The 14,758-nt window shown below is 65.8% G+C and carries 12 protein-coding genes; 2 read left to right on the forward strand and 10 right to left on the reverse strand.

Annotated features, from left to right (window positions below; all coding sequences use genetic code 11):
- Positions 1-289 precede the first annotated feature (289 nt).
- The 3 genes from RMP06_RS19660 to RMP06_RS19670 form a co-directional block, all read right to left on the reverse strand.
- Positions 290-709 (reverse strand): DUF5615 family PIN-like protein, encoded by a 420-nt coding sequence (locus RMP06_RS19660; protein WP_310463490.1) that lies wholly within the window; start codon positions 707-709, stop codon positions 290-292.
- A complete protein-coding gene (locus tag RMP06_RS19665) occupies positions 706-1,371 on the reverse strand; it encodes a DUF433 domain-containing protein (RefSeq protein ID WP_310463491.1) in 666 nt (221 codons plus the stop codon). The genes RMP06_RS19660 and RMP06_RS19665 overlap by 4 nt, the downstream gene beginning before the upstream one ends.
- 148 nt (positions 1,372-1,519) lie before the next feature.
- Positions 1,520-1,708, reverse strand: a complete 189-nt coding sequence (locus RMP06_RS19670; RefSeq protein WP_310463492.1) for a toxin-antitoxin system HicB family antitoxin — start codon at positions 1,706-1,708, stop codon at positions 1,520-1,522.
- A gap of 314 nt (positions 1,709-2,022) precedes the next feature.
- Here RMP06_RS19670 and asd point away from each other — a divergent pair, with 314 nt between their 5' ends.
- On the forward strand, positions 2,023-2,889 hold the full coding sequence (asd, locus tag RMP06_RS19675; RefSeq protein WP_310463493.1) for an archaetidylserine decarboxylase: 867 nt from the start codon (positions 2,023-2,025) through the stop codon (positions 2,887-2,889).
- Positions 2,890-2,931: 42 nt separating this feature from the next.
- On the opposite strand, the gene RMP06_RS19680 is transcribed toward asd, so the two are convergent.
- The 3 genes from RMP06_RS19680 to RMP06_RS19690 form a co-directional block, all read right to left on the reverse strand.
- On the reverse strand, positions 2,932-5,181 hold the full coding sequence (locus RMP06_RS19680) for a helicase-related protein (RefSeq protein ID WP_310463494.1): 2,250 nt from the start codon (positions 5,179-5,181) through the stop codon (positions 2,932-2,934).
- Positions 5,182-5,248: 67 nt separating this feature from the next.
- Positions 5,249-6,568: a capsule biosynthesis protein gene (locus RMP06_RS19685; RefSeq protein ID WP_310463495.1), complete on the reverse strand. Its 1,320-nt coding sequence runs from the start codon at positions 6,566-6,568 to the stop codon at positions 5,249-5,251.
- Positions 6,569-6,576: 8 nt separating this feature from the next.
- A complete protein-coding gene (locus tag RMP06_RS19690; RefSeq protein ID WP_310463496.1) occupies positions 6,577-8,610 on the reverse strand; it encodes a capsular polysaccharide biosynthesis protein in 2,034 nt (677 codons plus the stop codon).
- Positions 8,611-8,768: 158 nt separating this feature from the next.
- Here RMP06_RS19690 and RMP06_RS19695 point away from each other — a divergent pair, with 158 nt between their 5' ends.
- Positions 8,769-9,752 (forward strand): hypothetical protein, encoded by a 984-nt coding sequence (locus RMP06_RS19695; protein ID WP_310463497.1) that lies wholly within the window; start codon positions 8,769-8,771, stop codon positions 9,750-9,752.
- Here RMP06_RS19695 and RMP06_RS19700 read toward each other — a convergent pair.
- Genes RMP06_RS19700 through RMP06_RS19715 form a run of 4 tightly spaced genes read right to left on the reverse strand, consistent with a single transcriptional unit; the run spans position 9,713 to position 14,708 of the window.
- Complete coding sequence (locus RMP06_RS19700) at positions 9,713-10,231, reverse strand: FAD synthase family protein (RefSeq protein WP_310463498.1); 519 nt, start codon at positions 10,229-10,231, stop codon at positions 9,713-9,715. The genes RMP06_RS19695 and RMP06_RS19700 overlap by 40 nt on opposite strands.
- A 13-nt stretch (positions 10,232-10,244) precedes the next feature.
- Positions 10,245-11,672 carry a discoidin domain-containing protein gene (locus RMP06_RS19705; RefSeq protein WP_310463499.1) on the reverse strand — a complete coding sequence of 476 codons (1,428 nt, stop codon included), beginning with the start codon at positions 11,670-11,672 and terminating at the stop codon, positions 10,245-10,247.
- Positions 11,669-12,949 carry a glycosyltransferase gene (locus RMP06_RS19710; protein ID WP_310463500.1) on the reverse strand — a complete coding sequence of 427 codons (1,281 nt, stop codon included), beginning with the start codon at positions 12,947-12,949 and terminating at the stop codon, positions 11,669-11,671. Before RMP06_RS19710 ends, RMP06_RS19705 begins: the two co-directional genes overlap by 4 nt.
- 10 nt (positions 12,950-12,959) lie before the next feature.
- Entirely contained in the window at positions 12,960-14,708 is a 1,749-nt protein-coding gene (locus tag RMP06_RS19715) for a glycosyltransferase family 2 protein (protein ID WP_310463524.1), read from the reverse strand.
- Positions 14,709-14,758: the final 50 nt, after the last annotated feature.

Here is a 14,758-nt window from a genome sequence, read left to right on the forward strand (position 1 = left end):
GGCAGGTGGTGGAGTTGCAGGTGCGGGCCGCAGTGCTCAACCGCTTCACCCACTTGGGCACCCCGGTGACGCGGGCTGTGGCGTAACTCCGTCTGGGGTCAGGGGAAACTCAGCCTCGGCTGGGTTATGCAACAAAGCCGATAGGTACAGAATTTCTGTGAGGACGCTTAGTGCCGCGCCTCGTCAGCCTGGATCAGCGTCAGCAGCACCTCGAAATGCTTGTCCGCTTCGCTGGCCGGATTGGGTGGATGTCCATGATCGGGTTAACTCCTGCCCAATTCTGGTTGGCTCAACCCTGCGGAATGTCGTAGCGTTCCACCACGACCGCCCCGTCTTCCTGCTCGAAGATTTCCAGCGCCTGATTGACCAGATCCGTCAGCACCGCTAGTTCTTCCAGCGCAATCCCGAACAGATCCCGCTGTCGCGCCAGATCCATGACATGGACCGAATTCAGGCAGACCAGCCCTGCGTGGATCGGCTGCTGCGCATGATGACCGCCCAGCTTGCCGGGGCCGCCACCCCGGAAATCGACCGAGTTGTGCGTCACCAGCGTGTAGTCGTGTTTGACCACCAGCCGCACCAGTTTCCAATCCTTGGTGCCCGACCACCCCAGATCGCGGACGCAGCTTGATTCGACATGTCCCGCAGCCACCGCAAATCCGACGAGTGCCGGCGACAGGCACTCGTCTATCAACAGCTTGCAAGTCATGCCCGCGCTGGCCTCACGACGCGAGAAGACAGCGGTTTCATCAGCGGATTCATCTCACCCAACGGACGCGGCCGACCCCGACGCGGATGCACGGCGGCATAGACCCGCGCCGCGCTCAGATGCGTGTCGGTCAGGAACCGAAACGACTCGCGCAACTCCGCCATGCCGATCCCCCGATCCAGCGACGCCAGCACGGTGTCGATCGGCACCCGCGTCCCGGTGAAGCAGGGCGCACCGCCCATGACCTCCGGGTCGGCGGAGACCAGTGCATCGGCAGCGTCCACCTCCCGGGCACGGACGAACGCCTGCGCGACGAACGGCCCGACATCAATGTCCACCCCCGTGCGGAACACGCGCCAACTCACGTCACGGGGCAGGCTGTGCAGCGCCATCACCTCGGCTGGATCTGACAGATGCTCCACCCGCAGCGTCAGTTCTTCCAGCACCTGTCGCCGCGCACTGGCGACCAGCACACCCTCGGTGTCGTAGTAGAAGCGGGCGAACGCCGCCCCCAGCCGGGCGAACAGCCGCGTCGAGCCGTCCTGTCCAAGCAGCGCGGACGGCACCAGATGCTCGTCCATGACCCGGTGCATCTGCCGGTCGTTCAACCCGGCGATGAAAGCGGCTTCGGCCGTCGGTACCAAGGAAGGTGTCAGCGACATTTTAATTTCTCCGAATGATCGGAAGTGTAGTTGACGGCCGCTTGTCCTGTGTGCTTCTTCTGCGGCCAAGGTCAGACGCTTGGCCGTATAGGGATTGCGACGCGACTTCATCTTGGACAAGTCGTATTCAGCCTTCATGCGCGTTCACCTAAGCGTGGCGGCCCTTGCCTTGTGCAACCGAACGCGCAACAGGCAAGTGCGCCGCTGCCTTGAGCGCCGCCGCGTGAACGGTGGGCGCGACCCGCAGCATGAGCCTGCCGCTAGCGGGCTTCTCCGGCTGGCTTCCCAACTGGGCACAGGCGGCGGTGTAGCCACGGTAGGCGAGGGTGTTGCTCATGGTCCGATCTCCATGCGTTGCAGAATAGCCCGCCGCGAAAAGACAGCGCCTTCATCAGCGGATTCATCTCGCGCAACGGACGTGGCCTACCCCCGGTCCAGCGACGCCAGCACGGTGTCGATCGGCACCCGCGCACGGACGAACGCCTGCGCGACGAACGGCCCGACATCAATGTCCACCCCCGTGAACGCCACCAGCAGCAACTCTTGCAGCGGGTAGCTGCAGCGTCGTCGGCGAAGGCCGTCAGATCGCCAGGTCGTTTTTCGGTGCCCATCGTTAGAATGCCGCGCCCTTCGCTACCTTCCAAACCACCCATGTCCGACCGCCTAGCTGTCCTGCCCCAGTACCTCCTCCCCAAGCAGGCCCTGACCACGTTTGCCGGCTGGGTGGCCGGCAAAGAGCGTGGCGCCGTCACGACCGGCATCATTCGCCGCTTCGTGCGCCGCTACCACGTGAACATGGCCGAGGCGCTGAACCCGGACATCGCCAGCTACAAGAGCTTCAACGACTTCTTCACCCGCGCGCTGAAACCTGGCGCCCGTCCGCTGGCCAAGGCGGAGCTGGTCTGCCCGGTGGACGGCGCGATCAGCCAGTTCGGCCCGATCGAGCGGGACCAGATCTTCCAGGCGAAAGGCCACCGCTACTCGACCACCGCACTGGTCGGCGGGGATGCGCAGCTTGCCAAGCAGTTCGACGACGGACTGTTCGCCACGCTCTACCTCAGCCCGCGGGACTACCACCGCATCCACATGCCCTGCGATGGCCGCTTGCTGCGGATGATTCATGTGCCGGGCGAGCTGTTCTCGGTGAACCCGACGACGGCGCGTGGCGTGCCGGGCTTGTTCGCGCGCAATGAGCGGGTGGTGTGCGTGTTCGAGGGGCCACGCGGGCCGTTCGTGCTGGTGCTGGTCGGCGCCACGATCGTGGGCAGCATGGCGACTGTGTGGCACGGGCTGGTGAACCCGCCGCGGCCGGGGCACCTGCGCGACTGGACCTACGCCGACCAGGACATCCGGCTGAAGCAGGGCGAGGAAATGGGGCGCTTCCTCTTGGGGTCGACCGTGGTGATGCTGTTCCCGAAGGATGCGCAGGATGCAGGGCCGGCGCTGGCGTTCAACCCGGCGTGGCAGCCGGCCGGGCCGATCCGCCTCGGCGAGGCGATGGCCGACCGGTTGCGCTGATGGGGTGGGTGCCCGCCTGCGCGGGCATGACGGGCGTGGGGGTTAGCCTCGGCGTCCGCCGCGGGCTTGCCATAGCGGCTTCTTCGCCTTGAGCTGTCGCTCGATCCCGTCGTTCAGCCGCGCGCGCAGATCGACCACTTCGTCGACTTGGCCGTAGATGCCGGGGAAACGCAGGTCCAGCCACAGCCACAGCGTGCAGGTGCGCAGTGTCTGCTCCATGCGCTCCAGGCGGCTGTGCTCGTCCACATCGTTCAGGAACCATGCGGCGCCGGCCTGACCGGACTTGGCGTGGTGACCCGCCCATTCGAGGAACTGCTTGACCTGCGCATCGGTGCGCGTGTCCACCGGCGCCTGCGCGTAGACAAACCGTTGCCGCAGCGGCAGGTTGCCCGCCACCTGGTCGAGCTGGGCGGCGAGGTCGAGCATCTGGTCGAGTTCGGCCACGGCGAAGTGCGCGTTGTCGAGCTGGAGCTGTTCGACGAACACCCCGAGCACCTCGCGCAGCCGGTTCTTGCCCAGCCGGCTGGCGATGGTGTCGATGTGCCACCAGTTCGGCGCGACCGGTGCCTTGAAGTCGCGCGGCGCCTTGGGCACCTTGGGCAGCAATGCCTTGAGCGTGCGCAGCGCCGTCGGTTCGGCTTCCTTCAGCACGCCGCAGAAGCCTTCCTCGTGGATGCCGAAACGCCCGGCGCGGCCGGCGATCTGGTGGACCTCGGACTCGGTCAGCGGGCGGTCGCCCTGGCCGTCGAACTTGGTCATGGTGCTGAACAGCACGCGCCGCACCGGCAGATTCAGGCCCATGCCGATCGCGTCGGTGGCGACCAGCACATGCGACTCTCCAGTGGCAAACCGCTCGGCCTCCCGGCGGCGCACCTCCGGCGGCAGCGCCCCATAGATCACCGAAACCACCTGCCCGTTGGCCGCCGCCTGGTCGCGCAGCATCAGCACGTCACGGCGGCTGAAGGCCACGACCGCATCGCCCTTCTTCAGCGCACTCAGTGACACCGGGGCGGGCAGCAGCTCGACGTGCTGCTTGCGCTCGAAGCGCTGCACGGTGCATTCCTCGCCGCACAGGCCGAGCAGGTTGCGCAGCGCCTCGACCGCGTAGTCCGAGCAGATGATCAGCAGCTCCTCGGCCGGCACCGCGACGATGGCCTGCGTCCACGCCCAGCCGCGGCTGTGGTCGAAGATCATCTGCGCTTCGTCGATCACCGCCACCTCGATGGGCTTGTTCGTGTCGACCATCTCGATGGTGCTGGAGACGACGCGGGCGCCGTCGGCGGGCACGCTTTCCTCGCCGGTGCGCAGCGAACACGGCACGCCGCGCGCGGCCAGCCGGTCGCGGCCTTCGAGTGCCAGCAGGCGCAGCGGTGCGAGGTAGGCGCCAGCCTTGGCCTTGGCGAGGCGCTCGAACGCCTGGTAGGTCTTGCCGCTGTTGGGCGGGCCGACGAACAGCGTCACCTTGCGGTGCAGACGGCGGGTCTGGGGGAAGCTGTCGGGGTAGCCCTGGAAGGCCAGCTCGGTGCTCAGGCCCTCCATGGTGTCCTGTTCATTGACGCGGTGTTCCCAGCGGTCCTGGGCACGGGTGCAGGCCGCCATCAGGCTGTCGAGCGACTGCGCGGTGGCGCACTCGGACTGCAGCGCCGGCAGCAGCGAGCCGATCTGCCACAGGTTCAGCTCGGCGCTGCGGTTGACCAGCCGCTCCAGGTGCGCGGTGAGCGCCTCGGCGTGCGGGTAGTCTGGCAGCGTGCTCAGGGCCTTGATGAGCGCGGGCTTGTCGCCGGTGCGGAAGAAATCCCACACGGCCTGGGCCGGCACGGGCTGGTGGTGCGTCACCGTCAGGCGCCAGCCCTGGGCATGGAGCTGCACGCCTTGGCGCGCTTCGCGCTGCCATTCATCGCCACGCCGCGCCACGCCTTGCGCGTCGAGCGTCGTCGCGCGCTCCAGCATCAGCGCGCGCACGCTCTGGCCCGATCCGACCACGTTCAGGTGCTGCAGCGCCTCGGTCATCAGGGCCGGGTCGATCCAGCGGCTGGGGCGCTGGCCAGGCACCGCTTTCTGCAGCAGGATCAGGCCGAGGCCGTCCAGGTGGGCATCGGCCTCAGCGCTCTGCTCCAGTTGGTAGTCGATCGGCTGCACGACCTGGGGCAGCAGATAGGCCGCCAGGCGGATGCGGTCGACCTGTTCCGGGGTGAGGTGGGACGGGATGCGACTGGCGTGGCGGGGCTGGGGCAGGGGGCGGGGGGCTGTTGTTGTAGCGGACATCGGGGGCGGCACAAGGCCTGGGTTCATGCGTCTGAAGAGGCCGAACTCTACAGCGTCAGCGTCGCCGGGTCCGTTCCGGCCTATTCCGGATGGTTCAGGCGTCCGCCACGTCGTGGATACGGTGCGATGGCAACTCTGCGGACAGCTCGGAACGCTTGGTCTGGCGGAACGGGTCGTGCGGGCTGATGGGTCGCGCTTGCAGCGCGGGCGCCTGGGCGTAGAAGCTGGCGTTGAGTTGCGTGTGCGCAATCAGGTGGTGGCGAAATCGCAGGTACAGCGCCTGGTCCACCTCACCCGGATCTTCCCAGAATGCGGCGAGGGAGCCACTGTAGACCAACCCCGGCATGCTGTAGACCGACTCTCCCAGCGTGATCACCGGTGCGCCGTGGTGCAGCGCCTGCAGCCCGACGGTGCTGTTGATGGTGACGACGCCGCGGGCATGGTCGAGCAATGTCGGCAGGTGCTGGTCGTGCAGATAGACCACGCGGTGGCTGATCTTCAGGCGTACCGCTTCGCGCTGGATGTAGCGCTGGTAGTCACTGTAGGCGCGGTCCATCGGGTGGTGCTTGATGACCAGCCCGGTCTCGTCGGGGGCGTGCTCCGCGAACGAGGCCATCACGTCACTGATGAAGGCCTCGACGCTGGTGTAGGGCGAGTGGTGGACGATCTGGCTGTCGGACTGCACTTGCAGTGGCACCAGGAACCAGCGTTTGCTCAGGTCCGCGCCGGTCAGTCTGGCGTGCAGGCCGTGTTCGCTGATCTGGTAGCGCAGGTGGCGCACATAGCTGCGTGCCCAGCGCAGCGGCTCGGTGACTGGATTGAGCGAGCGGTGGTAGGTCTGGTGTGGATACCAGGGGCGCAGAGCCGCGGCCGCGATGCCGTAGGCGGCGGCGATCAGGGCGGTGCGCTGGATGTTCTGGGTCGTCGGCGTGGGTGCCGGGTGGCGCGGCTGTTCGCGCTCGGCGTAGAAACTGGCCGCGCGGGGCAGACGCGACAGCGCGTTGACGCCGCGCCGCTCGATGGTCACGTAGTTCGGGCGGAGGTAGCCCTCCTCGAACACAAAGATGCCGACACCGAGTTCGCTGGCCACCTCGCGCGCGGTGCAGTGGACCGGGCGCATCTGCCCGAACAGCACCACGGCGTCAATCCGCTGGCGCTTGATCAGCCCGCGCAGCCAGTCGGCCAGCGTGTCCGGGCGACCCGTGAAGCGCAGCGCGCCGGGGTGGCGCCAGAAAATCTCGTCGCCGCCGTTGAAATGCACCTTGGTGACATGCTGGCCCTGCTGGGTCAGGAGCGCGGCCAGATCGCTGAAGAACCAGCCCATCGGCCCCTGCAGGATGAGGGTGTGGCGCTGGTCGACCAGTGCCCGGAAGGCGGTCGGCCAGGGCGGGCAGGTGGCGTGGGTGGTGGGCATGCGGGGTGTCAGCGTTGACGGCATTGCGCCAGGGTGTGCAGCACACGGCGTTTCAGCAGGCGCCATGCGCGGCCGGGAACCGACTCGGGTGGGGCACCCAGCCGCTGCCATTCGCGCAGTTCCACCAGCGCCTGCTCCGGCGTGGTGTAGGCGCCCGAGTGGCGGCTGAGGTAGGTCGGATACAGGATCAGCGTGGCCGCCACCAGCTCGTCCAGCAGCAGCCGGCGCCTGCGGCGCTGGCGGGCCGGGTGCTCGGCGGGCGCGCGGTCCTCGGTCAAACCCCAGCCGGCGTAGAACGGCATGCCCCAGGTGGTGACCGGGCAGTCGCGCAGCAGCGCCTCGAAGCCGGTCAGCGAGGTCAGCGTGTGCACGCCGTCCACGCTGGCCAGCAGCGCGTGCATGGGCACGTCGGTGACGATCTCGTCGCAGTACCGGCGCAGGCGCTCGCACTCGGACTGCCAGGAGGTGCCCGTCTGGCGCAGGCCGGCGACGACGTCCGGATGCGGCTTGTAGACCAGCCAGGCGTCGGGCTCGGCGGCCCGGACGGCGCGCAGCAGTTCGGCGTTGGTGCGGATGTCGGCCGCGCCCCACTGGATCGAGGCGTCGCTCTCGACCTGGCCCGGTACCAGCACGACGTACAGCGCCGTGGGCGGGCGCTGCCACGCACCGCCGCCGACGTTGTACTTGGTCAGGCCGGCGTTGACGATGGCAGTGCGCAGTGCGCGGGCCCGCTCGCGCAGGGCGTCGTCGAAGTCGTGCTGGCGCAGCAGTTGTTCGAGGCGGCTCGGGCGGGTCGCGTCGAAGTAGATGCCCAGATCGTCGATGACCCACGACAGCGGGCGTGTCAGGTCGGCGCCCAGCCCGACCGAGCGCAGGAAGCCGTCCTCGATGCGCAGTACCGGGCCGGTGGCCAGCGGCGGCGCTGGACGGCGGCCCCACACCGCGACCGCAGTGCCCGGATCGAGCTGTCGCTCGCGGCGCAGGAAGGCGATGTCGGCGCTGCCTTGCAGGAAGGCGCGGGCGATCGGGCGTTTCCAGCGCGAGAAGCCCAGCACCTGCACGGGCGACGGGCAGGTGGCACGTTGCCGGCGCTGCAGGGCCAGATGGGCGAGCAGCCGTTCGGGCTCGCACAGGCGCCCCGTTTCGGGATCCAGGCAGCGTGGATAGGCGATCAGGGCCGCATGGGCGAGCGCAGCAATGCTCGGGCTGGCGGCACGGCGCCGGGTTGGTGAGCCCAGGTGGTCGGTGGTGAGTCCCCAGCCGGCATAGAAGGGCAGGCCGAAGCTGCGCACGGAGCGGCCATGCAGCAGCGCCTCGAAGCCCACCTGCGAGCTGACCACGTAAACGGCCCGGCACACGTCGAACAACGCGGGCGGGTGGATCGCCTCAGCGATCAGCGTGACCCTTGCGGCCTCGCCCGGCGTGAGGTCGGCGAAGTGGCCTTGCTTGCGGCCGGCGATGACATCCGGGTGGACCTTGAGCCAGATCGGTGCACCGGGGTGTTCGTCCAGCGCGGCTTGCAGCATCCAGCGGAAGTGCGTGGCGCTGGCGCCGGCACCCGTGATCGAGGCGTCGCCAGCGGTCTGGTCGATGACGAGCACGGGCGGATCGGTGGCAGCCTGGCGGAGCAGCGCGTCGGGCAGGCCATCGTGGGCGTGGTTGTACTTGGAGACACGGGCTGCGACCCAGGCGGCGCGCAGGTGGGCGCCGCGTTCAAGCTGCGCGGCGCCGAGTGGGGTGGTGATCAGGCTCTCCAGGCGGGAGGGCTGCGCGGCGTCGTAGTAGATGCCCAGGTCGTCGAGCACGATCGACAGCGGCGGGCTGAGGTGGCCGAGTGCCGTGGAGCGCAGGAAGCCGTCTTCGGCGCGCAGCAGGGGCAGGCCGTGGCGCTGGGCGAACTGCTCGGCGATGCGGGCGCTGGGTTTGTGGCCCCAGGCGAGGACGGTGCTGGCGCTGGAGTCCGTGCCCCCCTGCAAGGCCCATTCGGGCAGGAGCGCCGGTAGGGTCGGGATGCGCTGCAGACCGCGGGTGACGAGTGCCATGCGGGGACGGCGGTCGTTCAGCTGGCCGGCGGAAGGGGTACGGAGCCATTCGAGTAGCATCGTTCGATGGTCGGCCAGACCGGCAGCGGCAAAGCCCGGAAAAGTCGGTATCCGGCACGACCATCTTGTCGTTTCTCTTCCGACCACCATGCATTTCCATGACACTGTTCTCCCGCTGGCGCCCGATCCGCCGACCTGTGGAGCCTTCCGAGCCGGTGCGGCGCTGGCTGGTGCTGCAGCAAGGCCCCAATCCCTCGACCGATTACTACATCCGCCCGCGTGCCGAGGCCACGGGCTGCCCGACGGTGTATCGGCACATCGACCAGGACATGCCCACGGTGGACGATCTGCAGCCGGGAACGCGGGTCGTCATCGTCCGGTACCTGAATCCGGCGTGGGCCGAGGCGCTGCGGCGGTACCGGGCGCAATTGGCGGGCATCGTCTATTTCATGGATGACGAGTTGCTGGATCCACAGGCGTGGCAGGGCTTGCCGCCGGCATACCGCCAGAAGCTGCAGCGCTACTGCGGGCGCATGCACCGGCCGCTGGCCGAGCTGGTGACCGAGTATTGGGGTTCAACCGCACCACTGTGCGAGCGCCACACGGACCGGGGCATGCAACTCATGGCGCCGTTGCCATTGGCCGAGGATGCGGGGCGGGTGCCGATCCGGCCGGTGCCGGGCGAGCCGGTGCAGATTTTTTACCACGGCACGGCGGTCCACATCGACGAGATGCGGTGGTTGCGGCCGGTGATCGCGGAGGTGCTGGCGGCGTGTCCGCTGGCCCATTTCGAGGTGATCGGCGACCACGAGGTGAACCGGCTGTTCCGGGATCTACCGCGCACGCGGGTGCTGCATCCGATGGGCTGGGTGAATTACCTGAGCCACTGCCGGGCGATGCGGGGGCATATCGGGCTCGCGCCGCTGTTGCCGGGGAGGTTCAATGCGGGGCGGTCGCACACCAAGCTGTATGACATTGAACGTTGCCAAGCTATGGCCGTGTGCGCGGACCAGGCACCCTACGCTGACGTGCCAGTCCCGTTCAGTAAACTCGACTTGCGTGCCATGAACGCCAAGGGCTGGGTCCATGCTGTGGTGAATGCTCAGGCCGCGGAAACCATTTTCAGCAGGCCGCCAGTTTGAGCGGCATTCGATTCGTTGGCGCTCTCCATTTTTCCGATCATGTCTACCAGATGCTGTGCGGCCGCCTTGGCGCGCCGCACCTCGTCTTGGCGGGAAATCTTGACGAAATGGCGGATGTCGGTCGTCGAGATGTTTTCAGTCCTTGTCAGATAGACCACGCGACACACGTCGCCGAGATGGTCGAATTTCCCCAGCCAGTCGTCGCCCATTGAAAAGATGTCGGCCTTCTCGCGCAAGATGTCTGCACGCTTCTGGTCCCAATGGTTCTCGGGAAACACCGAATCCACGTAACGACAGGACTGCAACACTTCAACGCGTTGCGCGTAGCTCAGGACCGCCTTCTTGCCCTTGATCGCATTGAACTCGTCTGTGGAGCAGCCCACCACTAGCCGATCGCCTAGGTCTTTCAGGCGCTTGAGCAGACGGACGTGACCGACGTGGAACAGATCGAAGGTGCCGTAGGTGATGACGGTGGTCATGTGATGTCCTCGTTCAGGGGTTCAATGACAGTGGCCAGGGCCACTCGAAGAACTGGTTGGGGGTAGTCCAGTCGTGGCCATATCGTTCTAGGAGAAAGGCATCAGGGTTCGCTGGCGCCGGCAGGTGCCTACTGTGCAGACTGACTTGCCCCGGCGGATGCACCAGATTTTCAGGAATAGGCCGAATGGCCATTTTTTCCATGTGCAGATACACTTGCCCAGCGAGTCCTTGCCAGCACGGAAAAAGGTCGAGTTCGACGTCCAGCGACTGATCGATAACGTGCATGTTCAGTGACTGCGGCAACATCTGTTCGACACGGTAGCCCGCCAGTCGCAATTGCTCGGCCACTTGGGTCATCTCTTCCGCCACGGCATCGCGGTCACTGGCGCGGCACAGCATGAGCAGGTCCAAATCGTCGTCATGCGCAATGAACGACTGATCACGGACCGCGCCTAGCAAGGTGCCGTATGACAGCATCGGCTGGTAATCCATGGCCTGAAGGCAGTGGATGAGTTGCTCTGCAGCTGACAGGAAGGCGTCTTGGCGCGACAGCAGATTTGAACGTTGCACGCCATGTCGGCTTATGACGAACTGACCCAGGCAATGAATCTCCGCTAATTGGTTGATCTGTGCCTGAAGGCGCAGCACCTGGTTCGATGACTGGAGGCGTTCGGACATCGGCATCAGTGGCTGAAGTCCGTTGACCTGTGTCATCCAAGCCGCTACCAGTGTTAACTCATGATCGTCCATCGGGCCACCGCCCCACATGTTGACCAACTCCAGCAGGCTATCCCATGGCAAAGTTGCAAGGCCGGTGGCGGGCGACAACAGTTTTTTTGCGATAGCGTCCAACAGTTGCCGACGCAGCGTCGCTGCATCGCTGCTCAACGGAATCGGTCCGGCGACGTCTGCACATTGCCGGAGCCGGTCCCACAAGTGCTGGCCGGTGTGTGGATTACGGACCTCGATCCAACGCGACCCGATCCGGACTTGAATGACCACGTTGCGTGTCCTTATCCCCCAGCGATCTCCACGGTTGTACAGCCGCAGCAGGGTAATTTCGACGGGCGTTCGGAATTCAGCTTGCCACCAGGGTTCGCTCTCTGACAGGGTGTGAATACCCTTGCCCTGCAAGAGGCTCTGCGGGCCGAACTTAGGGTCGGCGTTGTAGACGGAACTCTGGCTCAGCTCGATTTGGCTCTCATCCAGACTTATCGGGCCTTCAGTGCCGATCATTTCCAGTTTCTTCAAGTTCAGCAGGTTGGATGCATATCCTGCTGGGATGCAGATGCGAATACCTTGGATCTTGTTTTTCAGTGGAATGTTGATGCAATCACTGTTCGTCGCCCCGAAATACCCCAGGCCGGGAAAAAGTGTTGACGTGTCGATCGTTCTGTCAGGCATATCGTCAAACTTTGGAATGTCGGGCGATTTACTCATGCCGATACCCGTTCATGGCGGTTTGCCCGATTCTGGTGGAGCAGCGCCAGATGTGCCCGTGCGCAGGCTGTGTGTTCAATCGGCCGGTGGGTGTTCATTCGCAACGAGTCCCATTCCGAGGTCATGTTGCTTGCCGTTTTCAGACTCGTAGTCCACGCCAAGGCGCTGCGCGCGGCAACACGGAAGCCCGTCACCCCTTCCTTGACTTTCTCCCGCATCCCCCCGATGTCCGACACCAGCAGCGGCCGACCATGCACCATCGCCTCCTGGATCACCATCGGCGAGTTCTCCCACCAGATGGACGGCACGACCACCCAGTCCACCGCCGCCATCCGCGCGCGCAACTCCTCTGGCTGGTAAGGGCCGACCCACTGCACGACACCGCGTTTGATCAGCGGCGCCCGCAGCTTCTCGATTTTGTCCTGGAATTCCTGGGGCTGCCATTCGAGGTTGGCACCGTGGACTTCGAGGACGATGTTCTGGCGGTCCGCCTTGGGCATCTCGGTCAGGGCCTCCAGCACCACGTCCAGCCCCTTGAATGGATTGATCTGGCCGAAGAATGCAAACCGGTTGCGGGTTTCGCCTTCTTTCAGCGGGCGTGGCGGCAGCGGTGCCTCGTCCGCTTGGCCATTCTCGATCACGACAATCTGTTCCGGATCCAGCCCCCAGTCGATGTAACGCTGGCGCAGGAACTCGGACGGCGCAATGAACTGGTCGATAAATTCGAAATGGCGCTGGAAGTATTGCTTGCGCAGCCAAAAATCCTCGGGGGTCTTGCTCGGGAAGCACTTGCTGCATTCGTCGAAACTCTCTCGACTGCACAGCTTGCTGCTGCCGGCCTTGACCATCTGCCCATTGTTGCTGCAGATCGCCATGTATTCATGCAGCGTCATGACGATGCGGATGGACGGATCGACCTGCTTGATGACGCGCAGGTATTCGAGGCCCAGGTGCGCATAGTGGTGGGTGTGCACGACGGTCGGCTTCAAGCCCCGGATCAGGTCGGCGAACCAGGTGGTGAGCGAATCCTGGTGGGCGGCCTTCATCAGGTGCCAGTCGTGCACGGCCTGTTCCCACAGGTACTCGTTTGACCGGCGCAGCGTGATCGCCCCGGAGGCGCCGCGGCCGCGGTCGGCCCGGCCGAGGAACCAGGCTTCTTCGACGTCCGGTTGTTCGCGGTAGGCCTTGAAGAGCTGGTAGGCGGCGAGTTCACCGCCGCCCAGGCTGAAGTCCGGATGGGCGTGTGCCATCACGAGGATGCGTTGGGAGGTGTTCATGCGCATGGTGTCAGGCAGTCGCGGCCGCGGTCGTAGTCGCGGTCAGATCGGAAGCGGCGAGGTCCTGGCTGTCGAAGCGGGACTCGATCAGGGAGCGCCAGCGGTTCTGGTGTCGCACGGCGTTGTAGACCACCACCCGGGTGCGGAATTCGTCGTCGCCGAGCAGCTTGAAGGATTGCCGTTCCAGGTGCGTGAGTTGCACCGTGGGCAGATAGGCGATGTGCTGGCCCTGGGCGCGCAGCTTCAGGCACAAGTCGGAGTCCTCGAAATCGCCGATCAGGTAGCCGGTGTCCCAGCCACCGACACGGTCGAAGTCGCAGCGGCGCAGCGTCAGGCAGGCCCCGGTGACCGCCGGCACCAGGGTCAGCGCGGTGTGCGGATCCAGGCTCGGATCCAGCCCCATGTGTGGGTGGTGGTTGACCCAGATGCCCAGCTCGTCACGTTGCTGGAAGTCCATGCCAGCGTGCTGGATCGACCCATTTCCGAAAACCAGGCGAGGACCGACCGCGCCGATGTCAGGCCGGTTGTCCAGTACCTCGATCAGCGCAGGCAACCAGCCGGGCTGCTGCGGGAAAGCGTCGCTGTTGAGAAACACCAGATGCTCGCCACGGGCATGGGCCGCACCCAGGTTGTTGGCGCCCGAGAACCCGCGGTTCACGCTGCCCCAGATCCAGGTGAAGGCCTGTTGGTAGAGGCGGTGCAGCGATTCCGCCTGCTGGCTGAAGCTGTCGACCAGTTTCGGGTCGTCGATGACGTAGATCAGCTCCGCGTGCTCCCGGAACCACGGGTCTCGGGCGAATTCCACCAGCTGGTGTTCGACAAAGTCGGCGCGCCCGTAGAGCGGCACGATGACGCTCGCCTTCGGACGTGCCACTGCCTGCCCGAGGGGTTTGACGCGCTGCGGCAGATGGCTCCAGCGGCTCTGGCTGGACGCGATGATGGGTGTCAGCAGCTGGTCGTCGATCTGGGTGATCCGCTGGTGCAGGTCCTGCATCGGTGCGTACACGCTGAACAGGTTGCGTGCGGCCTGGCGGGGATCGGCGGACAGGTCGGAGCAGGTGGTTTCACTGATGATATGCACGCCAGCCTCGGAGACTGTTTTCAGCCGGACCCGGGCATTGAGCTTGAAGTCAGGCGCCAGCGCGATGAATCCGGCATTCAGTTCGGTGGCTTGCGGAAAGGACTGGCCGACGGAGTCGATCACGTCCTGGCGATAGCGGCGAAATGCACCATTCAGCGGTGTGACATGCCCTTCGTCATCTTCCAGCCAGACCGGCACGTCCGGACCGTGCAGCACCCATCCGATCACTGCTGCGGAACCGGTCTGCTTGCAGGCGAATGCCCCTTCGAGAAAACCAGCAGCATTCGGGCACGTTCCCTTGGCCACTGCCGCGCGGGAAATCAGTGCGTGCCACTGGGCCGAATAGCGTTCGCAGCTGGCCGAGAACAGGGCGACCGCCGAGCCCAGCGCGCCGTGGTCGGCCGCGGTGAAGACGTCTGGTGATGCCGTCGCGACCAGCGCCGATTGCTGGAAGGTATTGCCGGTGCCGCGCCAGCCAAAGGTGATGCCAGACACCTCGTCCAACTGTTCCAACTGTTCGGCGATCAGGACAAATCCGAGATCGTCCTCGGTGCCCAGACCGAGGTGCGTCGAGACGTCCGCGCGTGCGACCGATACGGTCCGTGTCTTGAGTCGGCTGCCCTGGCTGAACAGCGCAAGCTCCACCGGCACCGAGCGCCAACCCGCCACGATCAGCATGTTGCCCACGGTGTAGGCCAGATCCACCTTGACCTGCCCGATGGCGCCGA

The sequence above is a fragment of the Sphaerotilus sp. genome (assembly GCF_031429695.1).
Lineage (GTDB): Bacteria > Pseudomonadota > Gammaproteobacteria > Burkholderiales > Burkholderiaceae_C > Sphaerotilus.